The following is a 26,716-nucleotide window of genomic DNA, read 5'->3' as shown; positions in this document are numbered from 1 at the left end:
TCACCGCTGGAACGCCGCGCCAGCGAGCGATGACTCTCATCCGCGGCAAATCGTGAAGGACCGAACAATGCCTACGATCACAACAAAAGACGGCGTCAACATCTACTACAAGGATTGGGGATCGGGTCAGCCGATCGTGTTCAGCCATGGTTGGCCGCTGTCCGCAGACGACTGGGACGCTCAGATGCTGTTCTTCCTCAAGCATGGCTATCGCGTGATCGCTCACGACCGGCGCGGCCACGGCCGGTCCGACCAACCCAGCACCGGCAACGACATGGACACTTGGGTTGCCGATCTCGCCGCCCTGACCGAGCACCTCGATCTGCGCGACGCGATCCATATCGGCCATTCGACCGGGGGCGGTGAGGTGGCCCGCTATGTCGCTCGCCATCAGGAGCGCGTCGCGAAAGCGGTGCTGGTCGCTTCGCTGACGCCGAACATGTATCGCAGCGCGGACAATCCGGCCGGCCAACCGCCCGAGTGGTTCGAGGCGATCCGGTCAGGCGTATTGGGCAACCGGTCGGAGTTCTACCGTTTCGTGCCCGAAAATCCGTTCTACGGATACAATCTCGAGGGCGCGCAGCCGTCGGAGGCGGTGGTTGCCAACTGGTGGCGCCAGGGCATGGCCGGCGGGGCGCTCGCCCACCTCGTGACTGTCGATTCCTGGCTCGAGGACTATAGCGACGACCTCAAGAAGATCACCGTGCCGGTGCTGGTGATGCATGGTGAGGCGGATCAAGTCGTGCCGTTCGCCAGTTCGGTGCCGCGGGCGGTCGAACTGCTCAAGAACGGGTCGCTCAAGACGTATCCCGGCTATCCGCACGGCATGCTGACCACGCATGCAGATGTCCTCAACCCCGACCTGCTCGCGTTCATCAGGTCCTGATGTGAACCCACATCCAACATCGCGATAGTGGACCTCTAAGAGTGTGCGCTCCCGAGGGTTTGAGTTTCGCCGTAGTGACGAAACAACGAACACGAAGCTCAAACCCTCCTAAATAGGCGTTGGCCAAGCCGGCTGGGCAACGCCGCCCCCCTCAGGGTTCGTCACACTTTCAAGTGATCGGCCGTAGTATTTTGACCTTTGAGCATGAGCCTAGGCGCTCTTGCGAGAGCTTTCACCTGACCTTCCGAGAGGTAACTGCTCAATACATATGCTGCCCGCCGTTGATGCTGAGCGTTGAGCCCGTCACGAACCCGGCATCCTCAGCGACCAGGAACGCCACACCGCGCGCGATTTCCTGGGCCTGGCCCAGCCGCCCGACCGGAATCTTGGCGACGATCTTCGCCAGCACGTCGGCCGGCACCGCGGCCACCATATCGGTGTCGATATAACCCGGCGCGATCGCATTAACCGTGATGCCGAACCGCGCGCCTTCCTGCGCCAGCGCCTTGGTGAAGCCATGGATGCCCGATTTCGCGGCGGCGTAATTGACCTGACCGTATTGCCCGGCCTGGCCGTTGATCGACCCGATATTGACGATCCGGCCCCAGCCACGTTCCTTCATGCCCGGGAACACCGCCTTCGCCATCGTGAAGCAACCACCCAGGTTGGTGTCGATCACCTCGTTCCACGCTTGCTTGTCCATCCTGAGCAAGGTGCCGTCGCGCGTGATGCCGGCATTGTTGACGACGACGTCGACCGGGCCGAGTTCCTCCTCGACCTGCTTCACACCAGCGTGCGCGGCGTCGAAATCGCCGACGTCCCACTTATAGGCCTTGATCCCGGTGCGGTCGCTGAAGGCCTTCGCGCGTTCGTCATTGCCGGCATAGTTCGCCGCGACGGTCATCCCCATGTCCTTGAGCGCCAGGCTGATCGCCTCGCCGATACCGCGGGTGCCACCGGTCACGATCGCTACGCGTGCCATATCCATCTCCTTGCTGTGCCCGCGATTCGGGTCGTTCAGGTTACGCCTATTGGGCGGCGATCCACCCGGCAAGTTCCCGCGACAGGATTGTCGTCAGCATCGCGATGCTTTCGGCGCTGTCGTTGAGGCAAGGCAGATAGGCGAAGTCGGTGCCGCCCGCCTCAACGAACGTCTCGCGCCCGCGGATCGCGAGTTCCTCAAGCGTTTCGAGACAATCGGCGGAGAAGCCAGGCGCGATGATCGCGATGCGTTTCACGCCCTGTCCTGGTAACGCAGCGAGCGTTGTATCGGTCGCTGGCTCGAGCCATTTCGCCCGACCGAACCGCGATTGGAATGTAACGATCGTATCTTTTCCGAGCGCCTCACCCAATAACCGCGCGGTCTTCTGGCAATGGCAATGATACGGGTCGCCAAGGTCGAGCGTGCGTTCCGGCATGCCGTGGAAACTGGCGATCAGCGCGTCCGGCTCGAAGTCGAGGCGCGCCAGCGACGCCCTTACCGACGACGCCAGCGCCTCGATATAGGCCGGGTCGTCGTGATAGGGCGGCAACGTCCGCACTGCCGGTTGCCAGCGCATCGTTGCCAGCGCTGCGAACGCCTTGTCATTGGCGGTCGCGGTCGTCGCGGCGCAATATTGCGGATAGAGCGGCGCGATCAGGATGCGGTCGCATCCTGCCGCCGCCATCGCCGCCAACCGATCGTCAATCGCCGGATTGCCGTACCGCATCGCCCAGTCGACCAGCACGTTCGGCCCGAACGCATCCCTTAACGCCCCGGCCTGCGCTCGCGTGATCGCGGCGAGCGGCGAACCGTCCTCGCGCCAGACGAGGCTGTAGGCGTGCGCCGACTTCTTGGGCCGCGTGTTCAGCACGACGCCGCGCAGGATCGGTTGCCACAGCAACGGAGAAATCTCGACCACGCGCCGGTCGGACAGGAATTCAGCGAGGTAGCGCCGCACCGCCTTGGGACTGGCGTCGTCCGGCGTGCCCAGGTTGACGAGCAACACCCCGACCTTGCGCGGCGGGATCGCGGGGTGATTGGCAGGGGGCGTCACGCTTCCCCCACCTTAAGCGGTAAGCTGCGGATGCGGAACCCCGTCGCCGATTGCAGCGCGTTGGCGATGGCTGGCGCGACCGGCGGGACCGCGATTTCGCTCACGCCGCCGGGATCGGCCTCGCTCGGGATCAGTTCGACCGTGATATCGGGCACGTCAGCCAGTCGCGGCAGATCGAGTCCGCCCAGGCCCAAGGTCTCCGCCCAGCCGCCTTTGTAGCGCGTCGATCCACCCAGCGCCGCCGCCATCCCGAAGACTAGACCGCCCTCGATATTCTGGCGCACCACATCGGGATTGATCATCCGCCCGCAATCGACCGCCGCGACGATGCGGTCGACGCCGATCGACTGATCCTCGTCGATATGCGCCTCCGCGAACACCGCTATATGGCTGCCGCGAAAGCTGTGGCAGGCGATCCCCTGGCCGCTGCCGGGCACCCCGCCTTCCCAGCCGCCGAGCGCCGCGACGGTCGTCAGGCACCGCGCCAGCCGCGCATCGCCGCCGCCCAACATCCCGACGCGGAACGACATCGCCTCCGTCCCCGCCATGTGCGCGAGTTCGTCGATGAAGCATTCAGTGAAGAAGCAGGTGTAGCTGTGCGCCCCCGACCGCCAGTGTCCTGTCGGCAAATCGATCTCCGCCGGGTGATGATCGACGGCGTAGGACGGGATCGAATAGAACGGCGTCGCGCCCGCCGTCGCATAGCCGTCGCCCCCGCCAGCGAGCGTCAGCGCCGCGGACGCCGTCCGGTCGTCGGCAAGCAGCCGCTCCGCCAGTTCGCGGCCTGTCGCGGGTGTCGCGATCTTCGCCAGCCAGCCGGTGATCCGCCCCTGATTGTCGAGCCGCCCCGCCATCCGGGCGAGCGCCGGCGCACGAACGCGGTCCTGCTGAATGTCCTCCGCACGGCTCCACATCACTTGCACCGGCCGCTTGAGGTCGCGCGCCAGCACCGCCGCCTGCATTGCCGCGTCGTGCTCCAGATTGATTCCGAACCCGCCGCCGATCGGCATCGGGTGGATCACGACCGCATGGTCCGCGACGCCCGTCGCCGCTGCCACCGCCGCGCGGGTCAGGCCGGGGGCGAGCGTTGGCGCCCACACCTCCACGCTGCCGTCGGTCCAGACCGCGGTCGCCGCGCGCGTTTCGACGGGTGCATGGAGCGCGGGGTCGGCTCGATAGGTGGCGGTGACGATGCTCGCGCCCTTGAACGCCGCGCCGACGTCACCCGCCGATGCGACGCGCACGCCCAGCCCCTTGAGCGCTTCGTCGAGCGCGCGGCGGATCGTGGCGGTCGACCTCGGCGTACCGGTGATGCGAAAGCGCGGATGGATCGCTTCTATCGCGCGGTTCGCCGCCCACCAGTCGTTCGCGATCGCCGCGACCCAGCGATCCTTGGTGACGATCGACAGCACGCCGCGGATCTTGCTGGCGGCGCTGGTATCGCAACTGACGAATTCGGCCTCGGGCGTCGGCGCGCCGCGGATCGCCGCGAACACCATGCCGGGCAAGCGCACGTCGCCCGCGAAATTGACCGACCCGTCGACCTTCGCCGGGCTGTCGAGCCGCGGCAGCGACAATCCGGTCAGCCGCCCGGTCTCGCCGCCGCGCAGGGGTAATGGATCGGGGAGGCTGCCCCCCGCCGCCTCCGCCGCCAACTCGCCGAACCGCAGCTTGTCCTTGCCATGCACGACGAACCCCGCCGCCGTCCCGCACGACCGCCAATCGGTACCCCAGCGGGCGGCCGCCGCCTTCTGCAGCAGCACGCGGGCCGCCGCGCCGGCCTGGCGCAAATCCCCTTCGAACTGGCGGACCGAGGTCGACCCGGCGGTCAGCATCAGCGCGCTCGACGTGACATGGCCCTCGCGCAAGCCTTTCGGCAGGCGATCGAACGCGCCCGCGAACAATTCGTCGGCGGCCATCGGATTGGCATAGAGCGGATTGAGCGGCGCCGGTTCGACCGCGATCGTCCGCCAATCGGCGCCAAGTTCGTCGGCGACGATCTGCGGCAGCGTGGTCCACACGCCCTGCCCGTGCTCGGCCTGCGGCACCGCGACGGAGACATGGCCGTCCTCGCCGATCTTGAGCCAGGCATTGAAGACATGCTCGCCGTTCGCCGCCGTCAGGTTCGCAGCATATTGCCGCGGCCACACCGCCCAGGCGACGAACAACCCGACCCCCGCCCCGCCGCCGATGAGGAGGTTACGGCGCGTGAGGTGGGGTTTGGCGGGGGGCTTTACCGAGGACATCGAGCCATGTGTGTATCGTGCGGCTGTCGCGCCGTCACGCCCCCCGGGCGCTCCGGCGAAGGCCGGAGCGTTGGCGGTGGACGGCTCGCTCCTAACCCAGCGCTCCGGCCTTCGCCGGAGCACTACGACAGCTTCAGCCCATCGCCCGATACCTGGCCCGCAACCCGACCTTGTCGATCTTCTCCGTCCCCAGCCTTGGCAGCGGATCGCGCGCGATCCAGATGCGCGCGGGCACCTTGAACGCGGCGATATGGTGGCGGAGAAAATCCTGCAGCTCACCCTCGGTGCAATCGTCGCCGGGGTGGAAATGGACCACCGCCCCCGGCACCTCGCCGAACCGTTCGTCGGCCAGCCCGAACACCGCCGCCTCGGCGACCAGGGGATGTTCGTAGATCGCCGCCTCGACTTCCTGGCAGGAAATGTTTTCGCCGCCACGGATGATGATGTCCTTCTTGCGGTCGACGATGAACAGATAGCCGTCCTCGTCGAGATAGCCGATGTCGCCGGTCAGGAAATATCCGTCCTTGCTGAACGCCGCGGCGGTCGCGTCGGGCCGTTGCCAATATTCGCGGAAGTTGCAGATCGATCGGATCGCGATCTCGCCGCGCTCGCCCTGCGGCACCTTGTTGCCGCTTCCGTCGAGGATCGCGAGGTCGACCAAGGGCGGCGAGGCGCGCCCGGTCGAATTGGGCTTGGCGAGGTAATTGTCGCGCCAGTTGCCGCAGCCGACGCCGTTGGTCTCGGTCAGGCCATAGCCGATCAGCGGCGCGCCGCCGCCCATCTCTTCGTTGATCCGCCGCACGTGATCGACGGGGCGCGGCGCGCCGCCGGCGGCGAAATCGGTAACGGTCGACAGATCGTATTTGGCGCGGTCGGGATGCGTCAGGATTTCGAAGCTCATCAGCGGCACGCCGACGAAATAGCTGATCTTCTCCGCCTCAATCAGCCGCATTGCCTCCAGCGCATCCCATTTGGGCATCAGCACCAGCTTGCGCCCCATCGCGAACGACTGGAGCATCACCGGCACTTCGGCGGTGACATGGAACAGCGGCACGTTGAGCAGGGTCGAGGGCTGGCCCTCGGGCGGCTTGCCATCCTCGGTCGCGAGGCCGAGCATTACCAGCGCCTGCGCCAGGTAGTTGAGCACCGCCTGCATCACCGCGCGATGATCGCTGAGCGCGCCCTTCGACTGGCCAGTGGAGCCGCTGGTAAACAGGATTGTCGCGAGGTCGTCGGGGCCGAGTTGGGGCAGATCGGCGGGTGTGTCGGACGCGACGGGCGCCAGCGCCTGCGCGAGCGGCTGGACGTCATCGACCACCACCACGCGCGCGGTCAGCCCCGCGACCTCGGCGAGCCGCTTGCCGCGCGGCGGGTCGGCGAACACGATGCTGCACTCGACCTCAGCCAGCGCCCCGGCGAATTCCTCCGGCTGCCACCAGCCGTTGAGCAGCACCGCGACCCCGCCTGCAATCAGCGTGCCCATGTAGAGCGCGATCCACGACGGCGAATTGCGCATCGCGATACCGACCCGGTCGCCGCGCGCCAGCCCCCCCGCGACCAGCGCGTTCGCCACGCGCAGCGCCTGATCGTGGACCTCGCCGAACGTCAGGCGTTCGCCGCCCGATACCAGGAACGTCACATCCTTATGCGCGGCGCAATAATGCGCGAAATAATGCGCCAGGCTGGGCGGTGCGGCCGCAATCGCCGGATAGGTGCGCCCGTCGACCGTCACGTCGGTCAGCGCCATCGGCCCACCCTGGCCGATCAGCCGCCCGATCCCCGCATCCATCCGTCCGTCGAGTACGCTCGGCATCATTCTCTCCGCTTGGTCTTGCCAGTTTGTGCCCTTATGGAGGCGCGAAACCCCGGGGAAAAGCCTTGATCCTGCATGCACTGACCGCGATCGATTTCAACGACCTGCACTTGTCCAAGGTGTTGCTCCCGATCTGGATCGGCAGCCGCCACATCTTCGACATCAAATGGTATTCGATCGCCTATATCGCGGGCATCGTCGTCGGCTGGATCTACCTGATGCGGCTGCTGCGCGCGCCGGGCGCGCCGATGGCGAGCCGTCATGCCGAGGATCTGGTGTTCTACGCGACGCTCGGCATCATCCTGGGCGGGCGGATCGGTTATGTCGCCTTCTACGATCCCAAGCTGTTCACGTCGCTGAACTTCTTCATGCTGTGGGAAGGCGGCATGTCGTTCCATGGCGGGGTGATCGGCACGACGCTGGGCATCATCCTGTTCGCGCGGCGGCACAAGCTCGACTGGCTGCGGATCCACGATTACGTCGCGTGCTGTGCGCCGTTCGGGCTGTTCTTCGGCCGCCTCGCCAATTTCGTGAACGGGGAATTGTGGGGCCGACCCGCCGATCCCAACTTGCCCTGGGCTGTCATCTTTCACGGCACGCCGAACGACGTCGCGCGCCACCCGAGCCAGCTCTACGAAGCGGGTCTGGAGGGCATCGTGCTGTTCGCGATTCTGTGGTTCGCCTTCTGGAAGACCAAGGCACGGTATCAGCCGGGCAAGCTGGTGGGGTTGTTCGTCCTTTTCTACGGCCTGTTCCGCTATTTCGTCGAATTCTTCCGGGAACCCGACAGCCAATATATGGACAGCCCGATCCTGGGCGTCGCCGGCATGCACATGGGGCAATTGCTCTGCATCCCGATGATCGTCCTTGGCATTTACCTGATCTGGACCGCGAAGGGCCGCCGCACCCGCGTGACGCCGATCGCCGGGGACGAAGCGGTGGCGTGAGATGAGCGCCGACAAATGACCGACGGCTCGCTGCCCGACCGGCTGGCGCGGGCGATCACGATGGCGGGACCGATCCCGCTGTCGCAATATATCGCCGCCGCCAACGCCGAATATTACGGATCGCGCGATCCGCTGGGGTCGGCAGGCGACTTCACCACCGCGCCCGAGATCAGCCAGATGTTCGGCGAATTGATCGGGCTGTGGGCAGCGGACCTGTGGCAACGCGCCGGGTCGCCCGCGGTCGCTTGGGTCGAGCTCGGCCCGGGCCGCGGCACGCTGACCGCCGATGCGTTGCGCGCGATGGCGACAGTGGGCCTGACGCCGCCGGTTCATTTCGTGGAGACAAGCGCCGCGTTGCGCCAGCGCCAGAAGGCGGCGGTGCATGACGCACTATGGCATGACGATGTGTCCACCTTGCCCGACGACCGCCCGCTGATCGTCGTCGCCAACGAATTCTTCGACGCGCTGCCGATCCGCCAACTGGTCCGCGCTGGCGATGCATGGCGCGAGCGGCTGGTGGCGTGCCAGGATCTCATGTTCCTGCCGATCGCGGGGAAGCAAGTCCCGGACGGAGTCATCCCCGAAGCCCTGCGTGACGCCGCGCCGGGATCGGTGATCGAGACCTCCCCCGCCTCGGTCGCGATCGCGCGTGAGGTTGCGCAGCGGCTGGTAAAGCAGGGTGGCGCCGCGCTGGTCATCGACTATGGCTATGAAGGCCCCGCGATCGGCGACACGTTGCAGGCGATGACCGGCCACAAATTCGCCAACCCGTTCGAGGATCCCGGCAATCGCGACCTCACCGCGCATGTCGATTTCGCGACGCTGGGCGCGGCGACAGCGGTCGAGGGCGCGCGTGTCGTCGGCCCCGTCGGCCAAGGCGCTTTCCTGACCGCGCTTGGCATCGAACCGCGCGCCGCCGCGCTCGCCAGGGCCACGCCCGACCGCGCCGACGCGCTCGCCGCCGACCGCGCTCGGCTGTGCGACCCCGGCCAGATGGGCGACTTGTTCAAGGCGATGGCCTGGACCTCGCCCCAATGGCCCGAACCGGCGGGGTTCGAATGATCAAGTATCGCGACGCCACGCCCGCCGATGGCGCCGAACTCGCGCACGTCGCGCGGCGCAGTTTCACCGAGACGTTCGGCAATCTCTATCGCCAGGAAGACCTCGCCACGTTCCTCGATCAGGCATTTGGCGCTACAGGCCTGCCCTCGCAATTGACCGACCCGGCCTATGCCGTCCGCCTCGCGATCCATGACGATGCCATCATCGGCTTCTGCAAGGTCGGGCCGGTCGCCTTCCCCGGCGAGTGGCCGGAAACCGCGATCGAATTGCATCAGCTCTACATCCTCGGCCCGTGGCAGGGCGAAGGCGTCGCCCCGGTGCTGATGGATTGGGCGCTCGCCACGGCGCGCGAGCTGGGCGCGACCGAGGTAATCCTGTCGGTCTATGTCGACAATCACCGCGCCCGGCGCTTCTACGAACGCTACGGCTTTGTCGAGATCGGCAAATACGCGTTCATGGTCGGCGACCAGCCCGACGACGACCGCCTGATGAGGCTGACGCTATGACCGTCGAAGTGAATCGCGCCCGTGCGCTGGGCGACGTGCCGCACGGCTTTCTCGGGCGGCGCGGCGGCGTGTCGACCGGACTCTATGCCGGCCTCAACGTCGGCACCGGGTCGGACGACGATCCCGCGATCATCGCCGAGAATCGCCGGCTCGCTCGCGACGCGGTGCTGCCCGGCGCGATCCTGCTCAATCCCTATCAGGTCCATTCGGCAGACTGCGTCACCGTCACCGCGGCATGGGACGAGAGCCTGCGCCCGCACGCCGATGCGGTTGTGACCGACCGGCCAGGCATTGCGCTCGGCATCCTGACCGCCGACTGCGCGCCGGTGCTGCTCGCCGATCCGCAGGCCGGGGTCGTCGGCGCGGCGCATGCCGGGTGGAAGGGCGCGATCGGCGGCGTAACCGACACCACTCTGCTGGCGATGGAAGCGCTCGGCGCGCAACGGACCTGCATCCGCGCCGCGATCGGTCCGTGCATCGCGCGCGCCAGTTACGAAGTCGACGCCGCCTTCCAGCACCGCTTCGAAACGGACGATCCCGAGAACGAACGCTTCTTCGCACCCGGCCGCCCGGACCACGCCCAGTTCGACCTCGAAGCCTATGTCGCGCACCGCCTTGCCGCCGCCGGGGTCCGCACGGTCGAGGCGATGGGACTGGATACCTATCCGGCGGAGGACCGCTTCTACAGCTTCCGCCGCGCGACGCATCGCGGCGAACCGGGTTACGGCCGCCAGATCTCGATCATCGGATTGCCCGGCTAGGCCGCCAGCATCGCGAGCTGCGCGCGCACGAGATCGAGATTGTGTCGCGCCAGGTGACTGCCGCGGCCGGGAACCGATCCTTCCAGGTCCGGCCGCTCGCCGATCGCCAGGCACCGCTCCCACGACGCGCAGGCGTGTGGCAGCCAGTGGCCGACCGCATTCGCCGGATCCGCCATCGCGCAATCGAGCAGCACGTCGCCCAACACGAAATGGAAATCGGGCGAGCGCGCCCATGCGCCGCGATGCTCCTCGGCGAACGCGATCGCTTCGTCGAGCTGTCCACTCTTGGCGAGCGCGTGAAGCTGACCGACCATGAGGTCGTGCCGCCAGTTGGCGTCGGCGAGCGTCAGCGACAGCGCGGTGGCGAAATGCCCGCTAGCGGCCCGCTCGTCGCCGCGCATCTGCGCGTCCTTGCCGAGCTGGTAGTGGATATAGGGATCGTCCGGCTGATCGCTCAGCTCGGCGAGCAACAGCGGCCGGTTGCGTTCCCGCTTTCGCGCCAGTTGCGCATCCGCATAGCCGTCATGCCCGATCGTCAGGTCGATGTCTGCGCGCGACAGGTCTGACGCGACTTGCTCATGCACGCGCCCGGCGAAATGCACGCCACGCGGCAGCAATCGTGTGATCCGGTTGCGAGTCGCATTACCCGCAGCACCATCGCTGACGATTGTCACGCGCCCGAGCCTGCGCGGCCCGGCACACCATGCGCGCAAAGCCTCCCCGCCGCGTTCGATCCATTCGTCGGCGTCGATCACCAGGTTCCAGTCGGCGTCCGACAAAGCCAGCGCGGCGTTGCGCGCTTCGGCAAAGCTATCGGGCCAGGCCATCTCCGACACCTCCGCCCCGCACCGCCGCGCAATAGCGATCGTGTCGTCCCGCGACCCGGTATCGAGCACCACTATCCGGTCGACCCACGGCCGTACACTGTCGAGGCAACGTGCGATGCACCGCGCTTCGTCGCGGACGATCAGCACGGCGGCGAGCGAGGGGCGAGGGTCGGCCATTGCCAGTCGGCCTGGACCTTCGCGGTGAAGATCGCGTTAACCATCCTGCCCGTCGCGTCGCGAGATCGTTTCACTTGCAACTTTATTGCGTCTATGCGTTCAGGCTCTCGAGGAGATCAAAATGCCCAAGCAGCCGACCGAAGCCGACCTGACCGCCGTCGCGGCCACCGCGCCCAAGGCCCATGTCGATTCCATCGGGGGCCGCAAGCTGAAGCCGTCGACCCAGATGATGGGCCACGGCTATGACCCGATGCTGTCGGAGGGTTCGCTGAAGCCGCCGATCTTTCTCACCTCCACCTTCGTCTTCCCCAACGCCGCCGCGGGCAAGCGCCATTTCGAGGGCGTGACGGGCAAGCGTCCGGGCGGCGCCGACGGCCTGGTCTATTCGCGCTTCAACGGCCCGAACCAGGAAATCCTGGAGGACCGGCTGGGCATCTGGGAAAATGCCGAGGACGCGTTGGCCTTTTCGTCGGGCATGTCGGCGATCGCCACCCTGTTCCTGTCGATGGTCAAGCCGGGCGACACGATTGTCCATTCTGGGCCGCTGTACGCCGCGACGGAAACGTTGATCGCGCGCATCCTCGGGCGGTTCGGCGTCCACTGGCTCGATTTCCCGGCGGGTGCGACGCGCGAGGAAATCGACGCGGTGCTGTCAAAGGCCGCGTCGGGCAATGTCGCGATGATCTATCTCGAAAGCCCGGCCAACCCGACCAACGCTTTGGTCGATGTCGAGGCCGTGCGCGCGAGCCGCGACGCGATCTTCACCGCCGCGAACAAGCCGCCGATCGCGATCGACAACACCTTCCTCGGGCCGCTGTGGCACAAGCCGCTCGATCACGGCGCCGACATCGTCGTCTATTCGCTGACCAAATATGCCGGCGGGCATAGCGATCTCGTCGCGGGCGGCGTGCTCGGCACAAAGGAGCACATCAACACGATCCGCCTGATGCGCAACACGATCGGCACGATCTGCGATCCCAATACGGCGTGGATGCTGCTCCGCTCACTCGAGACGCTCGAACTGCGGATGAGCCGCGCGGGCGAGAATGCGGAGAAGGTCTGCGAATTCCTGCGCGACCACCCGAAGGTCGATCGCGTCGGCTATCTCGGCTTTCTCAAGGACGGCAAGGACAAGCGCCAGGCCGACATCTACGCCCGCCATTGCAGCGGCGCGGGATCGACTTTCTCGCTCTACCTGAAAGGCGGTGAGAAGGAGGCGTTCGCCTTCCTCGACGCGCTCAAGATCGCCAAGCTCGCGGTCAGCCTGGGCGGCACCGAAACGTTGGCGTCGCACCCGGCCGGTATGACCCACCTGTCGGTACCGGAAGCACGCAAGCAGGCGCTGGGCATCACCGACAATCTGGTGCGCATCTCGATCGGGGTCGAGGACGCCGACGACCTGATCGCGGACTTTGAGGCGGCATTGGACGCGATCTGAGCAAACGGCGGGTAACGACCCACTTGCGGACGTTTGGGACCGGCCCCTGACTTCTTGATTGCGGACATTCGCGGACTTGGTAGACCCAATTCATTTCGGGAGGACGGCCATGTTCGATTGGCTGAAAACGAGGGCGGCTAAGCAATCGCCTGAACCGAGGGACGCAGCCGCCGCTTCACCGCGAGTATTGCTGGACGGCGCGTATCGCTTGCATCGGACGGAAGACATAGCGCGCTATACTGCTCTTGCGGCTGCCGCTTTTCCCACTTTTGCCAAACGGATTACCTGCTTTGGTTCAAGCTGGCTTGGCTGTCAGTTTGCCACTGACGAGGCGAGGATCACGCGCGGGGAGCGGCAGATTCTCCTTCTCGAACCGGGGACCGGAGAAGCCCTTGAGATACCCGCTGGGTTAGACACGTTTCACACTGGCGAACTGGTCGAGCAGCCTGACGCCGTTGCGGCGTATGGCTTCTTCAACACTTGGCGGTCCGCCGGAGGCGAAACTCCTCGCTATGATCAGTGCGTCGGCTATCGCAAACCGCTGTTTTTGGGCGGAGAGGACGAAATCTCAAATCTCGAACTGTCAGATTTCGAAGTATACTGGCACATCTCTGCGCAAATTATCGAAAAGGTCCGGGGATTGCCGACCGGAACGCGGATCAACAATATCTCTATCGATGTCTGAGCCACGCGTTGACCGCTTTGAGCGGATCGAAACTGGAAAGCCGCAAGTCCGCTTTCCACCCAATTACAGCCTCGCCTCAACCATCCCCCACGCGCTCTATATCCGCCCCGACCGCCTGCAACTTCTCCTCCAGCCGCTCGTAACCGCGGTCGAGGTGATAGACGCGGTTCACCTGCGTCTCACCGTCGGCGACCAGCCCGGCGATGATCAGGCTCATCGACGCGCGCAGGTCGGTCGCCATCACCGGCGCGCCGACCAGCCGGTCGACCCCGCGCACCACGGCGGTGCGCCCGCGCACCTGGATGTCGGCGCCCATCCGCGCCAGTTCGGGAACGTGCATGTAGCGGTTTTCGAAGATCGTTTCGGTCAGCACGCTCGCGCCGTCGGCCTTGCACAGCATCGCCATGAACTGCGCCTGCATGTCGGTCGCGAAGCCGGGGAAGGGCGCGGTCGACAGCGTCAGCGGCTTGAGCTTGCCGTCCGACGCGACACGCATGTTGCCACCCTTTTCCTCGACCGTGACGCCGGCATCGACCAAAGCCGCGATCGTCGCGCGCATGTCGTCGCCCTTGACCCCGACGAGTTCGACGTCGCCGCCGGTGATGGCGGCGGCGCAGGCATAGCTGCCCGCCTCGATCCGGTCGGGCATCACGCGATAGGTCGCGCCGTGGAGGCGATCGACCCCCTCGATCTCCAGCGTCTCGGTGCCCACGCCAGACATCTGCGCGCCCATCGCGAGCAGCAGGTTGCACAGGTCGACGATCTCCGGCTCGCGCGCGGCATTCTCGATCACGGTCGGCCCCTTGGCGAGCACCGCCGCCATCACCGCATTCTCGGTCGCGCCGACCGACACGATCGGGAAGGTCACGCGCCCGCCGGGTAAGCGCCCGCCGGGCGCGGTCGCCTTCACATAACCGGCGGCGATCTCGATCTGCGCGCCCATCGCCTCGAGCGCCTTCAGGTGAAGGTCGATCGGGCGGTTGCCGATCGAACAGCCGCCGGGCAGCGACACCGTCGCCTCGCCGGCCCGCGCGACCAGCGGCCCGAGCACCAGGATCGACGCGCGCATCTTGCGGACGATGTCGTAGGGCGCCTCGGTCGAGGTCAGCCGCCCCGCGCGCATCGTCATCACCCGCCCGAAATCGCTCGGCCGCGCACCCTCGATCTCGGTCGATGCGCCGAGCTGGTTGAGCAGATGCCCGAAACTGTCGACGTCGGCGAGCCGCGGCAGGTTGCGCAGCGTCACCGGCTCCTCGGTCAACAGCGCGCACGGCATCAGCGTCAGCGCCGAATTCTTGGCCCCGGAAATCGGCAGCTTGCCGGACAGGCGATTGCCGCCGCGAATGAGGATACGGTCCATGGCGCAGTATCTATCGCCCTCGCACGCCCGCGCAAGCGGCGGCGCACGCAAACCGGCGCGCCGCCGCTCGCTTGCCCGTCATTTCAGCGTGGGGCTGTCCAGATTGAGCTTGTCTGCGGGGATCACCTCGACGTTTGGATATTGCTTCCGCAAGTCGCCGAGGAACAGCTTGGCGTCACCGACCACGATGACGCTCGCGCCCGACGGATCGAGCAACCGCTGTGAGATGCGCTGCACCGCCGCCGCGTCGATGCCGTCGATCTTCGGGGTGAACGCCTTCAACTCGTCGAGCGGCACGTTCTCTATCACGTAATCGCCCAATATGTTGGCGATCCCCCCGGTGGTTTCGGTGTCGCGGCCGAAATCGCCGATCAGCACCGCTTTGCGCGACGCCAGTTCGGCCGCCGGCACCGGCGCCGCCCCCATCCCGCGCATCGTGTCGACGATCAGCCCGACGACCTCCGGCGCGGAGGGGTTCTTGGTCTGGGTATTGGCGGCGACGTACCCCGGCTGACGCCGCGCCGCGAGGCCGCTGCCCGCGCCATAGGCCAGCCCGCGCTTGATGCGGATTTCCTGGTTGAGCCGCGATGAGAAGCCGACGCCCAACGTCGCGTTGGCGACGCTGGCGGCGTAGAAATCGGGGTCGCTGCGCGCGATCCCCGGTCGCGCGATCACGACGCCCGCCTGCCCGGCGTCGGGCATATCGACAACGATGATGCGGGGCGTCGCGGCAGCCGCGGCTTTCGCGGCATCAGGAGACGCGCTCGAACCACCCTGGTTCTGCCAGCTTCCGAAATTCCTTTCGACAAGCGCCTTGGCCGCCGCCGGCGTGATGTCGCCGACCAGGATCAAGGTCGTGCCGCCCGGATTCCACGTCCGGGCATAGGCCGCCTGCACATCCGCGCGCGTAATCGCCTTGAGCGAAAGCGGCGTCCCCGCAAGCGCATGGCCATAGGGACTCGTCCCCATCACCGCCTTCGCCGCGACAAGGCTCGCGAGCTTCGCCGGATCCTTAAGCTGGACCTGCACGCCGTCGATCGTCTGCGCGCGGCTGCGCTCCAGTTCGTCGGCGGCGAATACGGGGTTGCGCGTCACGTCGGCGAGCACCGCCAGCGCGGGCGCGATCTGGTCGGATTTGACCTCCAGCGACACCTCCGCCGAATCCCAGCCCACGCCCGACGAGATCGACCCGCCCAGCTTTTCCACCTCGGTCGCGATCTGCGTCGCAGACCGGGTTTTCGTTCCCTTCGTCATCAGGTCGGCGGTCAGGTTGTTGAGACCCGCGCGGCCCGCTGGATCGGCCGCACCACCGCCATTCGCGACGATCGACGCGGTGATCAGCGGCAGATCGTGCTTCTCCACCACGATCAGCGACATGCCGTTGGCGAGCTTCATCGTCACCGGCGCGGGGAGTGCGGCAACCACCGGCTTGGCGGGATCGGGCGGCAGCACGCGGTCGGCGTCGCTCGCTGGCGTCACGACCGCCACGTCGCCCGGCACCTTCAGCTCGGCGACCTCCACCGTCTTCGGGACGCCGATCACATCGCCCTTCGCGCCGTTCGCCATTTCGGCGGGCATGTAGCGGATCGCCGCCGAGCGAGTGTCGGTCAGGTAGCGGCGCGCCACGCGCTGGATGTCGGTCGGCGTCACGCGCGCGATTGCGGCGAGTTGCTTGTCCGCCGCCGCGGGATCGCCGTCGATGATGACCGAGCGCGCGATGGTCGACGCCTTGCCATCGGCGGTCTCACGGCTCTGGATCGTCGCGGTCAGCAACTGGTTCTTCGCCCGCGCCAGCTCGGCAGCCGTCACCAGCCCGTCGCGTACCCGCGCAATCTCGCCGCGCAATGCCTTCTCGCCCAGCGCCACGTCCTTGCCGTCCGCCATCGTCGCGACGACGACGAACGCGCCGGTCCCCTGCTTGCTGTCGAGGAAGGTGTTGGCCGACTGCGCGAGCTGGTCGCGATAGACGAGGTCCTGGTACAGCCGCGACGAATCCCCGCGCGACAGGATCGCGTCGAGCAACGTCAGGGCCGGAATGTCGGCGTCGTTGTCGGGCGGGATCGGATAGCTGATCAGCACCGCGGGCAGCGGCGTGTTGGGTTCATAGACTACGTAATTCTCGGCCTTGGTCCGCACCGGCTCGGCCACGGTCACGCGCGGGATCGGGCGGTCGGGCTTCTTGATCCCCGCGAAATATTGATCGACCCATTTGTCCAGCTCGGCCGGGTCGAAATTCCCCGCCACCACCAACACCGCATTGTCGGGCCGGTAATAGGTGGCGTGGAACGCGCGCACGTCGTCGATCGTCGCCGCCTCGAGATTGTCGAGGCTGCCGATCCCCGGCCGCGCGTACGGATGCACCTTGTAGCTGATCTCGGGATAATAGATCGAATAGAGCTTGCCATAGGGCGTCGCGAGCGTGCGGAAGCGCAGTTCCTCCTTCACCACGTCGCGTTCGGAAGCGTAACTGACCGGCTCGACCACCAGGCTCGCCATGCGGTCCGCCTCCGCGAACAGCAGCCGCTGGAGGTGGTTGGCCGGGACCGTCTCGTAATAATTGGTGTAATCGTCGTTGGTCGACGCGTTGTTGTATCCACCGACATCCTCGGTCAGCCGGTCGAAATTCTCCGACTTCAAGTTGCGCGTCGCCTTGAACATCAGATGCTCGAACATGTGCGCGAACCCGGATTTGCCCTTCGGATCGTCCTTCGACCCGACATCGTACCAGACCTGCACCGACACGTTCGCGGTCTTGGTATCGCGGATGGCGTAAACGCGGAGACCATTGGCAAGCGTGCGCGTGGTATAGGCGATCGGCTTGACCGCCGCGGCGGGCGCAGCGGCCGCGGGACGCGGCGCGGCCTTTTTCGGAGCGGCGACGGCGGTCAGGGGAAGCAGGGCAACGCCCATCAACAGGGCGGCACGGGTCAGACGCATTCGGGTCTCCGAGAGGGAGTGGGGATTGCGGTGTTGTGTCGCGGTAAGACGGTGGGTGTCAATCGGGGAGTGAGCGGTGGCTATCGACCCAATAGGGGATGTTCGGCAGTCTTGATGCCCGTCACGAAAGCGGACAAGATCACACTTCATCCGATGGCCGTGGAGTGCATAATGCGGGCGAAGTTTATTGCCTCGATCCTGCTTTTATCCAGCATGTTTGCCCCGCCAGCCTGGGGGCAAGCGACGACGCGCAGCTGCGCGACCACCGAGGACGCCGGTCCGGCCTGTTTGCTGGCACGAAAGGAACTACCTGCCTTACCGACTGGCCAGCTCTTCTGGCATTTGGAAACGTTTAAGACGAGGGGCGCCGCTGAATTAGCGGCTAGTCCAACCAGCACGGTCGTCGAGGCTTTCGGGTCGGTCTGGCTGTTCACCATCGAAAGAGCCGAATGGCGATCCAAGGGGGGCAGGCCCGTCACTGTAATCGGACCTCTCCCCATCGAGCCGGCCTCAACCTATTCTGCCGAATATCTCCGGTCGGTCTTCCAGCCCGGAACGACGGCTCCGCTACACGTGCACTCTGGCCCAGAAGCCTTTTTTGCGGTGGATGGCGACACGTGTCTTGAGACGCCGGAAGGAGTTCGGATCGGTCGAGGGCCGGGCAATAAGTTACTGATCAAGGGCGGCCCACCGATGTTACTGATGGCAATCGGAACGGTGCCGCGGCGAGGCTTCGCCTTGATACTCCACGATGCCAATCGACCGCCGACAACGCTGACCCAATCGTGGCGCCCGACTGGACTTTGCGAACGACAATTCTCAAAAGATCTGGGTCTGAAGCAGACTGGCAAATAAAGACCCAATAACAAACACGCTGGTAAAGCTGGATTGCGGCCAACAGATTTGCGTAGCCTTTGAAATGACCCTGCGACGTTCGCGTGAATTTTCGACGCTGCTAAAACGCGCGTAGCGAGATCCTGGTCTGCCCTTGGGACAGCTCACTATCCGCTTGGCTGGACGCTCCTCAGCCCTTCTTCTTGTTCCGGTTGGCGTAGATCACCGCCGCCGCCACCGCCGCCGATCCGATCCCGGCGCCGATCGCGGCCATGCCCCATTTGCTCAGCTTGGCGGGTTCGGGCGTGTTCTCGGCGGCGATCTGGCGCGCCTTGGCCTCGCGCGCGGCGGCCATGATTTCGTTTTCTTCGGTAGTTTGGTCGGTCACGCCTTACTCTCCTTGGGGCCTTCCGTAGCGCGCCCGGAATCGCACCGCAAATGCGTTGATCTCACCCGCCGCGATCGCCGCGCGCAAGTCCGCCATCAACGCCTGATAGAAGTAAAGGTTGTGCTCGGTCATCAGCATCGCGCCGAGAATCTCGCCCGCGCGGACCAGGTGGTGGAGATACGCCCGCTCCCACGTCGCGCAGACCGGACAATCGCATTCGGGGTCGATCGGCCCGCGATCCTCCGCAAACTTGGCGTTCCTGATATTGATCGGGCCAGTCCGCGTGAACGCCTGCCCCGTCCGCCCCGACCGCGTCGGCAGCACGCAATCGAACATGTCGACCCCGCGCTCGACCGCGCCGACGATGTCGTCGGGCTTGCCGACGCCCATCAGGTAGCGCGGCTTGTCGGCGGGCAATTGCCCCGGCGCGAAGTCGAGGCAACCGAACATCGCCGCCTGCCCCTCGCCCACCGCGAGCCCGCCGATCGCATAGCCATCGAAGCCGATCTCGGTCAGCGCCGCCGCGCTCTGCCCGCGCAGTTCCTCGTCGAGCGCGCCCTGCTGGATGCCGAACTGCGCCGCATTGTGGGCATGCTCGCCACCACCGAGGAAGGCTTCCCGCGAGCGCTTGGCCCAGCGCATCGACCGCGCCATCGCCGCCGCCTGTACCTCCCGGGACGAGGTCGTCGGCACCAGTTCGTCGAACGCCATCACGATGTCGGATCCGAGCAAGCGCTGGATCTCCATCGACCGTTCGGGGCTCATCAGATGCCGCGTGCCGTCGAGATGGCTCTTGAACTCGACGCCATTCTCATCGCGCTTGGTCAGCTCGCTCAGGCTCATCACCTGATAGCCGCCGCTGTCGGTCAGGATCGGACGGTCCCAGCCCATGAATGCATGCAACCCGCCCAGCCGCGCGACGCGCTCCGCGGTCGGGCGCAGCATCAAGTGATAGGTGTTGCCGAGGATGATGTCCGCGCCCGACGCGCGCACGTCCGCTGGCTTCATCGCCTTGACGGTCGCGGCGGTGCCGACCGGCATGAAGGCGGGCGTGCGGATGACTCCGCGCTTCATCGCGATCTCGCCGGTCCGCGCACGGCCGTCGGTAGCGTGGATGGTGAACTGGAAACGGGGATTCATTCGGGAGCCAGTTCGTCCACAAGGTCAAGAAAGAGCCGGTCGGCGAGTTTGCCGCGTTCTTCGAGCGAAATCGGACCGGGGGTCTCGGAAGACGGTTCCTCCACCAGTCCGGCCTCGATGTAACGTCCGATCGCGGGCGGCAATATGCTCGTCCCAAGTTCGTTCGTCACCAGCTTGCGCGCCAGCAATTCAGCGATCTCCGAGCGGCAATCGTCAGGGATGTCGATGGCCTCGATCAACAATTGAAACACCATCGGTGCCGCTGGTTCCCCCGGATGGCGATCAAGCCACGCCATCGCTGCGATCGGACGCAATACGTAGAACAGTTTTTTCAGCGATGCCGATCCATCATCCTGGAAGACACGTGACCACTGTGTCTTAGCGAGGCTCCAGTAATGCCGCCGCACCGCCGCCGGATCGGTCACTGAGCGCGCCAGTGCGAGCAGCCGATTCGCCACGTCGGTACGAAAGCGATAGCGGATCGGCGATTGCAACCACTCGATCGCTACCGCATTGCCCTTGACAATCAGCTTAATCAGTTTGCCGAGATCCCAGCCATTGACGTCGAATATTGTGTCGAGCGGCGTCTCGATCACGTCGCGTGGCGTCCAGAGCGACGCGTAGTCGTCGCGCCGCCGTACGAACACGAAGCGGCAGTCATAGTCGCTGTCTGGCGAGGGAAAGCCCCAAGCGCGGCTGCCGCTTTCAATCGCGATCGGGACGCACACGCGCTCGTCACGTTCGACCGCGGCAAGGCGCGTATCGATTTCCGCCACAACGGCCGGGTCGAAATCGCCGGGAAGGGAACGTTCGAGCAACATGGCGGCGCTCTAGCCGCGGGAGAGCCTGGCTGTCGACCTCAGGCAAGATAGGCGACGATTTCCTCCGGTGTCGCGAACGCCTTGTCCGGCCCCATCGCGATCAAGGTATCCGGATTGGCGTAACCCCACAGCGCCGCGCCGGCGCCAACCCCCACCGCGCGTGCGGCGTCGATGTCGCGCGTCTCGTCACCGATCGCCAGGATGGCGGCGGGCGGCAGGCCGCTTGTCCTGATGACGCGACGGAACTTCGCGACCTTGCCGAATAGGCCGGAGCCGCAGAAATAGGCTTCGAACCGCGCCGCGTCAGGGCCGAGCACCGCGCGGACATTGGTCTCGGCGTTCGACGAGCACAGCACCATGCGAATGCCAGCCTCGGCGAGCGACTGGAGCATGGCGCGGACGCCGTCGAACGTCCGTATCTCGCTCGCGCTATCGCGGAACCGCGCGCGGACGTGGCGCGCGATCAACGGCAGCCGCCAGCCGGGAATGCGCAGGTGCTGGATCACTTCGCGGGTCGGGCGGCGGCGCAGCGTCTCGATCTCGGCGCGCTCGACGCGGCGGAACCGGAAGCGATCGGCGAGATCGTCGAGGATCGAGATGAACCAGTCGCCGCTGTCGCTCAGCGTGCCGTCGAAGTCGAAGATTACGAGCTTGTAGGGATGCGCCGCGGTCACGGCTTGCCCTTCTTGCGCTTCTCGAAGCCGGGATTGATCACGGCGCGGATCGTCAGCAATTCGGCGCGCGTCAGATAACCGTCCTTGTCCTTGTCGAGCCGCGCGAAGATCTGGTCGAACTTGGCGTCGAGCTCCGCCAGCGTGATCTGGTTGTCGCCATCGGCGTCGGTCTCGAACGGGCTGGGCAACGCATTGCGGTCGCCTAGCCATTTCTCCGCCCAGTCGGCGAACGCGATATAGCCGAGCTTGCCGCTGTTCCCGGGATCGAACGCGGCGAAACTCTTCGCCAGACAGCGGTGCATTTCGTCGCGGCTGGTCCGCCCGTCGCCGTCCGTGTCGCACGCCGCGATCATCATCGCCACCGGCTCGACCACCAGGCTCGGCGGAGTCGGGCCGACCGGCGGCGGCCCCTTGCTGCCGAGCGGAATGGGCACGCGATTATTGTCGGTCTGCGCCGCGGCAGGCATGGCGAGCAACGCGAGAACGAGGGCGATAACGGCGCGCATGATATTCCTTTCGCGGGCAGCAACAGCGACGCATCGCCATGGCTGTGGAAGCGCGATAGCCGGTTCGATCGAAACCGCGTAGATTTTTTACACGCAATCCGACGCCCCGGCTCATCCAATCGACATCGCCGCTTTCTGTCCCGTTTCGTGCCACTCCCCGGTTCCGGGGATACCGGCGACCGCCGCGACGTGAGATTTGGCAACGGTCTGATCGAACCTCAAAACCCGTCGCCCCGCCGACGCCGATTGTACAGGGAGCATTTTCATGAAGCTTTGGCAGCACACCGGACTTATCGCGATTGCGCTTGGCGGCATCTCGCTCGCCGCGGCTCCAGCGAACGCCCAGACCATCGTCGCCGACGCGGTGAATGACGGCATCGTCCCGGACTATGCGCACTGGGGCCTGAACAACATGGGTTGGTATTATACGCCGACGACGAGCTATTTGCTGACCGGCATCGGGACCAGGTTCGCCGAAGTCGATGGCCGGACCGTCACGGAATATATCTATTCCGGCACGGTCGGCCATCTCACGCTGCTGTCGTCGGGCAGCTTCACGGCAAGCACCAACTTCGTTACCCCGGTCTTCACCCCCGTCGCCCTGGTGTCGGGAACGCAATACTTTATCGGCTTCGACAATCTTGCCGGCCTGGGATCCAGTATTACCGACGCGAGCGGCTCCAGCGATCGCCTGGGCCGGTTCTATGCTGGGTTCGGTGCGACGGGAAATCCAGCCTATGAAACCTTCGCCGCGCAGTCGACCGGGCGGCCGATCCTCCAGTTCTACACCAGTGCCGCGGCGGCTGGCGTCCCAGAACCTGCGACCTGGGCACTGATGCTGCTTGGCTTCGGTGCGCTGGGCGGGGTGCTGCGAAGTCGGCCGAACATGGCGACGCGCGTCAGATTCGCCTGACGTTCGGCGCCAGAATGAACGGGGGCGCACGGTTCCGCGACGTCACGGCAGCAACAGCGACGCGTCCCCGTAGGAATAGAAGCGGTAGCCATCCTCGATGGCATGGGCGTACGCCGCTTGCATGACGTCGAGCTCCATCAGCGCGCTCACAAGCATGAACAGCGTCGAGCGCGGCAGGTGGAAATTGGTCATCAGCCCGTCGATCCCGCGGATCGGCACGCCCGGTGTAATGAAGATCGCGGTGTCGCCCTCGAACGGCTGGACGCGACCGTCCGGGTCGCACGCGCTTTCGATCAGGCGGAGGCTGGTGGTGCCGACCGCGATCACGCGCCCGCCGGCGGCGCGCGCGGCGTTGATGCGATCGGCCGTGGCGGCGTCGATCCGGCCCCATTCGGCGTGCATCCGGTGGTCGTCGGTGTCGTCGGCCTTCACCGGCAGGAAGGTGCCCGCGCCGACATGGAGCGTCAGCGTGACGTGGCCGACTCCCGCCTTGCCGAGCGCCGCCATGAGGCCGGGCGTGAAGTGCAATGCGGCGGTCGGGGCGGCGACCGCGCCGGGTTCGTCGGCGAACATCGTCTGGTAATCGTCGGCGTCGCGCGCGTCGGTGGCGCGCTTCGACGCGATATAGGGTGGCAGCGGCATTCGCCCGCAGCGGTCGAGCAGCAGTTCGACCGGCTCCTCCCCGGCAAAGTCCAGCGCGAAGCTGCCGTCCTCGGCGCGGTCGGACGCGATCGCGGTGACGCCTTCCCCGAAGTCGATCGTGTCGCCGTCGCGCAACCGCTTCGCGTTGCGCACGAACGCCCGCCAGCGCCGGGGACCTTCGCGCTTGTGCAGCGTCGCGCCAATCTTCGCATCACCCCGCCGTCCCTCGAGCTGTGCGGGGATCACACGGGTATCGTTGAACACCAGCAGGTCGCCGGCGCGAAGTTCGCCGGGCAAGTCGCTCACGACCCGATCATGCATCGCGTCGCCCCGGACCACGAGCATCCGCGCCGCATCGCGCGGAGTCGCCGGGCGCAGCGCGATCCGCTCGGGCGGCAAGTCGAAATCGAACAGGTCGACGTTCACGCCAACCTCCAGGTTTTCCGGCTTACTTCTTCGCGGCTGGCTTTTTCGCCGCGGGCTTGGGCGCGACCGGCTTCGCCGCCGGAGCCGGCGTCGGCGCGGGCGCCAGAGCAGCGGGCGGAGGAGGCGGGGGCGGCGGCGCATACGGCGGCGGGTTGTCGGCGGCGATGTAAGCGTGAACGATCGTCGAGGGGTTCGCCGGCGGCTCGCCGCGTTCGACGGAATCGACATATTCCATCCCCGAAATCACGCGCCCGAACACGGTGTATTTCTTGTCGAGTGCCAGCTTGGGATCGAACACGATGAAGAACTGGCTGTTCGCCGAATTCTCCGCCTTCTTCTTCTCCTCGGCGGGGGCGTCGGGCGCGGCGCCCTCGCGCGCAGCCGATACCGCGCCGCGCACGTGCGGCAGGTAGTTGAACTCGGCCGGGAGATCCGGAAGCGTCGAACCGCCGGTGCCGTCGCCCTTCGGATCGCCGGTCTGCGCCATGAAGCCGTCGATCACGCGATGGAATTTCAACCCATCATAGAAATGCTGGCGCGTCAGCATCTTTACCCGCTCGACCATCTTCGGCGCGACATCCGGGCGCAACCAGATCACCACGCGACCGCCGGTCGACAAGTCGAGATAGAGCAAGTTTTCCTTGTCGGTCATCGGCGGCGGCGCGAGCCGTTCGGTCACCGGGGTCGCGACAACCGGCTTCTTCTTGGCCGCCATCGCCGGGTTGCCCGTGACCGCGAGGCACATCGTCGCGATCAGGCCGAGAATGAAACGCATGGAGACTCCGAAGGAAAAACAGCTTTGACGGTGCGCTTAAAGCAAATCACCCGGCGCGCCAATGCGGAGATGATATGGCGGATTTGCGGCAGGCCGAACGGCGCCCTTTAGCGATTCCGGCTTCCCTGTTCCGCGACTCGCGCCACCACCTCGTCGCGGATGGTCGGCGGCACGAACTTGGCGATGTCGCCGCCATAGAGCGCGATTTCCTTGACCAGCCGGCTGGCGATCGGTTGCAGCGCGACATCGGCCATCAGGAACACCGTCTCGACGTGGTGGTTGAGCTGACGGTTCATGCCGGTGAGTTGATACTCATATTCGAAATCGGTGACGCCGCGGATGCCGCGAATGACGATCGACGCACCCTGCGCTTCGGCAAAATCCATCAGCAGCGAATTGAACCCGACCACTTCGATGTCGCCATGGCCGATCGCGGCCACTTCGCGCCGGACCATGTCCATCCGCTCGTCATCGCTGAACATCGGCGACTTGGCGGCGTTGGTCGTGACCCCGATGATCAGCCGGTCGACCAGCTTCGCACCACGCCGGATGATGTCCATATGCCCCAGCGTGATCGGATCGAACGTGCCGGGATAGACGCCGATGCGTGTCGTCATTCGATTATCTCCTGCCAGAGCATCGTTCCGTCGCGTCTGAAGGTAAAGAGATTGAGGTGTGGTCCCTGAAAGGTAACGTCGTGATCTCCAACGAGCCGATCCCGGCCCGGAATGTTCCAGCCACCGACTCCTTCGGCATAATAGACGTTGCGCGATCCCCGGTGCTTCAGTGCTTCACGAACCGATCGCACGCAGTCCGGAGCGGCGGTTGTAAGAGACACAATGCCGTCGCCGCGAATACTGCGATCATCGTCCTGCAGACTGAAAACGGCATCACCGCATTTCGCTTCGGGCAAATAACTCATCAAGCTGGCACGTACTGCAGGCTGATCATAAACGCCGCAGCCAGCCAACGCGGTTATACCAAAAGCGACGACCGCAAGTTTCAACTTTCGCGCGCCAGCACGAACCGCGCGATGTCGCGCAGCAAATCCGCCTCGGCGCCGAACCCGCGGAGGTGTTCGACCGCCTGATCGACCAGCATCGCCGCCTGTTCCTTCGCGCGATTGACCCCGAGCAGCGACACGAAGGTCTCCTTCCCCGCTCCGGCGTCCTTGCGCAGTTTCTTGCCCGCTTTGTCTTCGTCGCCTTCGACGTCGAGTAAGTCGTCGGCGATCTGGAAGGCGAGGCCGATGTCGCGGGCATAGCCACGCAACCCCATCCGCCCCTCAGGCGGAACGCGGCCCAGGATCGCGCCGGCCTCCACCGAGCACGCGATCAGCGCGCCGGTCTTCATCGCTTGAAGCCGCGTGACGGTCGCCAGGTCGAAGCGCGCCTTCTCCGCCTCCAGGTCCATCATCTGCCCCCCGGCCATGCCGTTGGGGCCCGATGCGCGCCCCAGATCGCCCACCAGTTCGGCGCGGACGAACGGGTCGGCATGCGTCGCCGGATCGGCGAGCCATTCGAACGCGAGCGCGTGCAGACAATCGCCCGCCAGCACCGCGGTCGCTTCGCCGAACGCCTTGTGCACCGTCGCCTTGCCGCGGCGGACATCGTCATCGTCCATCGCCGGGAGATCGTCATGGATCAGCGAGTAGACATGGATCGCCTCGATCGCGACGCCGGCGCGGAATGCGCAATCACGATCGACGCCGAACAAATTGCTCGTCGCGAACACCAGCAGCGGCCGGAGCCTTTTGCCGCCGCCGATCGCGGCATGGCGCATCGCGCGATACAGATTTGCGCGCGGATCGTCAGGGATGGCCAGCAGCGTATCGAAGCGGCGATCGACCTCCTCCCCGACCTCCGCCAGCGCGGCCTTAAGCGACACTGAGGCGACCATCGGCGAGCTACTCATCC

26 protein-coding genes are annotated in these 26,716 nt (G+C 65.9%); 9 read left to right on the top strand and 17 right to left on the bottom strand.

The features are described 5' to 3' along the window. Positions 1-67: 67 nt before the first annotated feature. Positions 68-886, top strand: coding sequence for an alpha/beta hydrolase (locus J0J06_RS14470; RefSeq protein WP_294043228.1), 819 nt, complete (start codon positions 68-70; stop codon positions 884-886). A 259-nt stretch (positions 887-1,145) separates the two neighbouring features. Here J0J06_RS14470 and phbB read toward each other — a convergent pair whose 3' ends face one another. The 4 genes from phbB to J0J06_RS14450 all read right to left on the bottom strand — a co-directional run bounded on the left by phbB (position 1,146) and on the right by J0J06_RS14450 (position 6,981). Then, positions 1,146-1,868 carry an acetoacetyl-CoA reductase gene (gene phbB, locus J0J06_RS14465; protein WP_294043226.1) on the bottom strand — a complete coding sequence of 241 codons (723 nt, stop codon included), beginning with the start codon at positions 1,866-1,868 and terminating at the stop codon, positions 1,146-1,148. Positions 1,869-1,914: 46 nt separating this feature from the next. Beyond that, positions 1,915-2,922, bottom strand: coding sequence for a ferrochelatase (gene hemH / locus J0J06_RS14460; protein WP_294043224.1), 1,008 nt, complete (start codon positions 2,920-2,922; stop codon positions 1,915-1,917). Further along, positions 2,919-5,168 carry a molybdopterin cofactor-binding domain-containing protein gene (locus J0J06_RS14455; protein WP_294043222.1) on the bottom strand — a complete coding sequence of 750 codons (2,250 nt, stop codon included), beginning with the start codon at positions 5,166-5,168 and terminating at the stop codon, positions 2,919-2,921. Before J0J06_RS14455 ends, hemH begins: the two co-directional genes overlap by 4 nt. A gap of 133 nt (positions 5,169-5,301) precedes the next feature. Then, positions 5,302-6,981 carry a class I adenylate-forming enzyme family protein gene (locus tag J0J06_RS14450; RefSeq protein ID WP_294043393.1) on the bottom strand — a complete coding sequence of 560 codons (1,680 nt, stop codon included), beginning with the start codon at positions 6,979-6,981 and terminating at the stop codon, positions 5,302-5,304. A gap of 65 nt (positions 6,982-7,046) precedes the next feature. Here J0J06_RS14450 and lgt point away from each other — a divergent pair, with 65 nt between their 5' ends. From lgt to pgeF, 4 genes are read left to right on the top strand one after another with little or no spacing between them, the layout of a single operon-like run. Then, on the top strand, positions 7,047-7,928 hold the full coding sequence (gene lgt / locus J0J06_RS14445) for a prolipoprotein diacylglyceryl transferase (protein ID WP_294043220.1): 882 nt from the start codon (positions 7,047-7,049) through the stop codon (positions 7,926-7,928). 15 nt (positions 7,929-7,943) lie between these two features. Further along, entirely contained in the window at positions 7,944-8,990 is a 1,047-nt protein-coding gene (locus J0J06_RS14440; protein ID WP_294043218.1) for an SAM-dependent methyltransferase, read from the top strand. Beyond that, complete coding sequence (locus J0J06_RS14435; RefSeq protein WP_294043216.1) at positions 8,987-9,496, top strand: GNAT family N-acetyltransferase; 510 nt, start codon at positions 8,987-8,989, stop codon at positions 9,494-9,496. The genes J0J06_RS14440 and J0J06_RS14435 overlap by 4 nt, the downstream gene beginning before the upstream one ends. Continuing rightward, positions 9,493-10,257: a peptidoglycan editing factor PgeF gene (gene pgeF / locus J0J06_RS14430; RefSeq protein ID WP_294043214.1), complete on the top strand. Its 765-nt coding sequence runs from the start codon at positions 9,493-9,495 to the stop codon at positions 10,255-10,257. The genes J0J06_RS14435 and pgeF overlap by 4 nt, the downstream gene beginning before the upstream one ends. Here pgeF and J0J06_RS14425 read toward each other — a convergent pair. After that, on the bottom strand, positions 10,254-11,261 hold the full coding sequence (locus J0J06_RS14425; protein WP_294043212.1) for a glycosyltransferase family 2 protein: 1,008 nt from the start codon (positions 11,259-11,261) through the stop codon (positions 10,254-10,256). The two genes, pgeF and J0J06_RS14425, sit on opposite strands and share 4 nt — an antisense overlap. A 121-nt stretch (positions 11,262-11,382) precedes the next feature. On the opposite strand from J0J06_RS14425, the gene J0J06_RS14420 reads away from it, so the two are divergent. Further along, the gene (locus J0J06_RS14420; protein ID WP_294043210.1) at positions 11,383-12,699 is read left to right on the top strand and encodes a cystathionine gamma-synthase family protein; all 1,317 of its coding nucleotides are present in this window, start codon (positions 11,383-11,385) and stop codon (positions 12,697-12,699) included. Between the two features lie 109 nt (positions 12,700-12,808). Next, positions 12,809-13,384, top strand: coding sequence for a T6SS immunity protein Tdi1 domain-containing protein (locus J0J06_RS14415; RefSeq protein ID WP_294043208.1), 576 nt, complete (start codon positions 12,809-12,811; stop codon positions 13,382-13,384). 76 nt (positions 13,385-13,460) lie between these two features. Here J0J06_RS14415 and murA read toward each other — a convergent pair whose 3' ends face one another. Both murA and J0J06_RS14405 read right to left on the bottom strand, forming a co-directional pair. Beyond that, positions 13,461-14,744, bottom strand: coding sequence for a UDP-N-acetylglucosamine 1-carboxyvinyltransferase (gene murA, locus J0J06_RS14410; RefSeq protein WP_294043206.1), 1,284 nt, complete (start codon positions 14,742-14,744; stop codon positions 13,461-13,463). Positions 14,745-14,822: 78 nt separating this feature from the next. Continuing rightward, entirely contained in the window at positions 14,823-17,681 is a 2,859-nt protein-coding gene (locus J0J06_RS14405; protein WP_294043204.1) for a pitrilysin family protein, read from the bottom strand. A gap of 114 nt (positions 17,682-17,795) precedes the next feature. Between J0J06_RS14405 and J0J06_RS14400 the strand changes: the two genes are divergently transcribed. Beyond that, positions 17,796-18,536: a hypothetical protein gene (locus J0J06_RS14400; RefSeq protein ID WP_294043202.1), complete on the top strand. Its 741-nt coding sequence runs from the start codon at positions 17,796-17,798 to the stop codon at positions 18,534-18,536. A gap of 169 nt (positions 18,537-18,705) precedes the next feature. Here the strand turns inward: J0J06_RS14400 and J0J06_RS14395 are convergent, their stop codons facing one another. Genes J0J06_RS14395 through J0J06_RS14375 form a run of 5 tightly spaced genes read right to left on the bottom strand, consistent with a single transcriptional unit; the run spans position 18,706 to position 22,044 of the window. Then, positions 18,706-18,903 (bottom strand): hypothetical protein, encoded by a 198-nt coding sequence (locus J0J06_RS14395; RefSeq protein ID WP_294043200.1) that lies wholly within the window; start codon positions 18,901-18,903, stop codon positions 18,706-18,708. Between the two features lie 3 nt (positions 18,904-18,906). Next, positions 18,907-20,043 (bottom strand): tRNA guanosine(34) transglycosylase Tgt, encoded by a 1,137-nt coding sequence (gene tgt, locus J0J06_RS14390; protein ID WP_294043198.1) that lies wholly within the window; start codon positions 20,041-20,043, stop codon positions 18,907-18,909. Beyond that, on the bottom strand, positions 20,040-20,864 hold the full coding sequence (locus J0J06_RS14385) for a nucleotidyltransferase domain-containing protein (RefSeq protein ID WP_294043197.1): 825 nt from the start codon (positions 20,862-20,864) through the stop codon (positions 20,040-20,042). The genes tgt and J0J06_RS14385 overlap by 4 nt, the downstream gene beginning before the upstream one ends. A 38-nt stretch (positions 20,865-20,902) precedes the next feature. After that, on the bottom strand, positions 20,903-21,538 hold the full coding sequence (locus tag J0J06_RS14380; RefSeq protein ID WP_294043195.1) for an HAD hydrolase-like protein: 636 nt from the start codon (positions 21,536-21,538) through the stop codon (positions 20,903-20,905). After that, positions 21,535-22,044: an EF-hand domain-containing protein gene (locus J0J06_RS14375; protein WP_294043193.1), complete on the bottom strand. Its 510-nt coding sequence runs from the start codon at positions 22,042-22,044 to the stop codon at positions 21,535-21,537. Before J0J06_RS14375 ends, J0J06_RS14380 begins: the two co-directional genes overlap by 4 nt. 265 nt (positions 22,045-22,309) lie before the next feature. Here J0J06_RS14375 and J0J06_RS14370 point away from each other — a divergent pair, with 265 nt between their 5' ends. Beyond that, positions 22,310-22,957 carry a PEPxxWA-CTERM sorting domain-containing protein gene (locus J0J06_RS14370; RefSeq protein WP_294043191.1) on the top strand — a complete coding sequence of 216 codons (648 nt, stop codon included), beginning with the start codon at positions 22,310-22,312 and terminating at the stop codon, positions 22,955-22,957. 42 nt (positions 22,958-22,999) lie between these two features. Here the strand turns inward: J0J06_RS14370 and queA are convergent, their stop codons facing one another. The 5 genes from queA to J0J06_RS14345 form a co-directional block, all read right to left on the bottom strand. Then, entirely contained in the window at positions 23,000-24,025 is a 1,026-nt protein-coding gene (gene queA, locus J0J06_RS14365) for a tRNA preQ1(34) S-adenosylmethionine ribosyltransferase-isomerase QueA (RefSeq protein ID WP_294043189.1), read from the bottom strand. Positions 24,026-24,047: 22 nt separating this feature from the next. Next, on the bottom strand, positions 24,048-24,740 hold the full coding sequence (locus tag J0J06_RS14360; RefSeq protein WP_294043391.1) for a peptidylprolyl isomerase: 693 nt from the start codon (positions 24,738-24,740) through the stop codon (positions 24,048-24,050). Between the two features lie 167 nt (positions 24,741-24,907). Further along, positions 24,908-25,417 carry a pantetheine-phosphate adenylyltransferase gene (coaD, locus tag J0J06_RS14355; protein ID WP_294043187.1) on the bottom strand — a complete coding sequence of 170 codons (510 nt, stop codon included), beginning with the start codon at positions 25,415-25,417 and terminating at the stop codon, positions 24,908-24,910. Further along, complete coding sequence (locus tag J0J06_RS14350; protein WP_294043185.1) at positions 25,414-25,806, bottom strand: hypothetical protein; 393 nt, start codon at positions 25,804-25,806, stop codon at positions 25,414-25,416. The genes coaD and J0J06_RS14350 overlap by 4 nt, the downstream gene beginning before the upstream one ends. Next, positions 25,803-26,714: a polyprenyl synthetase family protein gene (locus J0J06_RS14345; protein ID WP_294043183.1), complete on the bottom strand. Its 912-nt coding sequence runs from the start codon at positions 26,712-26,714 to the stop codon at positions 25,803-25,805. The genes J0J06_RS14350 and J0J06_RS14345 overlap by 4 nt, the downstream gene beginning before the upstream one ends. Positions 26,715-26,716: the final 2 nt, after the last annotated feature.

The organism is Sphingomonas sp. (assembly GCF_017304615.1).
Lineage (GTDB): Bacteria > Pseudomonadota > Alphaproteobacteria > Sphingomonadales > Sphingomonadaceae > Sphingomonas.
This window is presented reverse-complemented; position numbering and strand designations above follow the sequence as displayed.

Excerpts from the sequence above, each read along its gene's own strand:
- J0J06_RS14435 (WP_294043216.1), top strand. The coding sequence starts at position 8,987 with ATGATCAAGTATCGCGACGCCACGCCCGCCGATGGCGCCGAACTCGCG.
- J0J06_RS14425 (WP_294043212.1), bottom strand. The coding sequence starts at position 11,261 with ATGGCCGACCCTCGCCCCTCGCTCGCCGCCGTGCTGATCGTCCGCGAC.
- pgeF (WP_294043214.1), top strand. The coding sequence starts at position 9,493 with ATGACCGTCGAAGTGAATCGCGCCCGTGCGCTGGGCGACGTGCCGCAC.
- J0J06_RS14375 (WP_294043193.1), bottom strand. The coding sequence starts at position 22,044 with ATGCGCGCCGTTATCGCCCTCGTTCTCGCGTTGCTCGCCATGCCTGCC.
- J0J06_RS14360 (WP_294043391.1), bottom strand. The coding sequence starts at position 24,740 with ATGGCGGCCAAGAAGAAGCCGGTTGTCGCGACCCCGGTGACCGAACGG.
- J0J06_RS14400 (WP_294043202.1), top strand. The coding sequence starts at position 17,796 with ATGCCCGTCACGAAAGCGGACAAGATCACACTTCATCCGATGGCCGTG.
- coaD (WP_294043187.1), bottom strand. The coding sequence starts at position 25,417 with ATGACGACACGCATCGGCGTCTATCCCGGCACGTTCGATCCGATCACG.
- J0J06_RS14385 (WP_294043197.1), bottom strand. The coding sequence starts at position 20,864 with ATGTTGCTCGAACGTTCCCTTCCCGGCGATTTCGACCCGGCCGTTGTG.
- phbB (WP_294043226.1), bottom strand. The coding sequence starts at position 1,868 with ATGGCACGCGTAGCGATCGTGACCGGTGGCACCCGCGGTATCGGCGAG.
- tgt (WP_294043198.1), bottom strand. The coding sequence starts at position 20,043 with ATGAATCCCCGTTTCCAGTTCACCATCCACGCTACCGACGGCCGTGCG.
- J0J06_RS14470 (WP_294043228.1), top strand. The coding sequence starts at position 68 with ATGCCTACGATCACAACAAAAGACGGCGTCAACATCTACTACAAGGAT.
- J0J06_RS14450 (WP_294043393.1), bottom strand. The coding sequence starts at position 6,981 with ATGCCGAGCGTACTCGACGGACGGATGGATGCGGGGATCGGGCGGCTG.
- J0J06_RS14370 (WP_294043191.1), top strand. The coding sequence starts at position 22,310 with ATGAAGCTTTGGCAGCACACCGGACTTATCGCGATTGCGCTTGGCGGC.
- J0J06_RS14405 (WP_294043204.1), bottom strand. The coding sequence starts at position 17,681 with ATGCGTCTGACCCGTGCCGCCCTGTTGATGGGCGTTGCCCTGCTTCCC.
- J0J06_RS14415 (WP_294043208.1), top strand. The coding sequence starts at position 12,809 with ATGTTCGATTGGCTGAAAACGAGGGCGGCTAAGCAATCGCCTGAACCG.
- J0J06_RS14440 (WP_294043218.1), top strand. The coding sequence starts at position 7,944 with ATGACCGACGGCTCGCTGCCCGACCGGCTGGCGCGGGCGATCACGATG.
- murA (WP_294043206.1), bottom strand. The coding sequence starts at position 14,744 with ATGGACCGTATCCTCATTCGCGGCGGCAATCGCCTGTCCGGCAAGCTG.
- J0J06_RS14455 (WP_294043222.1), bottom strand. The coding sequence starts at position 5,168 with ATGTCCTCGGTAAAGCCCCCCGCCAAACCCCACCTCACGCGCCGTAAC.
- J0J06_RS14345 (WP_294043183.1), bottom strand. The coding sequence starts at position 26,714 with ATGAGTAGCTCGCCGATGGTCGCCTCAGTGTCGCTTAAGGCCGCGCTG.
- J0J06_RS14420 (WP_294043210.1), top strand. The coding sequence starts at position 11,383 with ATGCCCAAGCAGCCGACCGAAGCCGACCTGACCGCCGTCGCGGCCACC.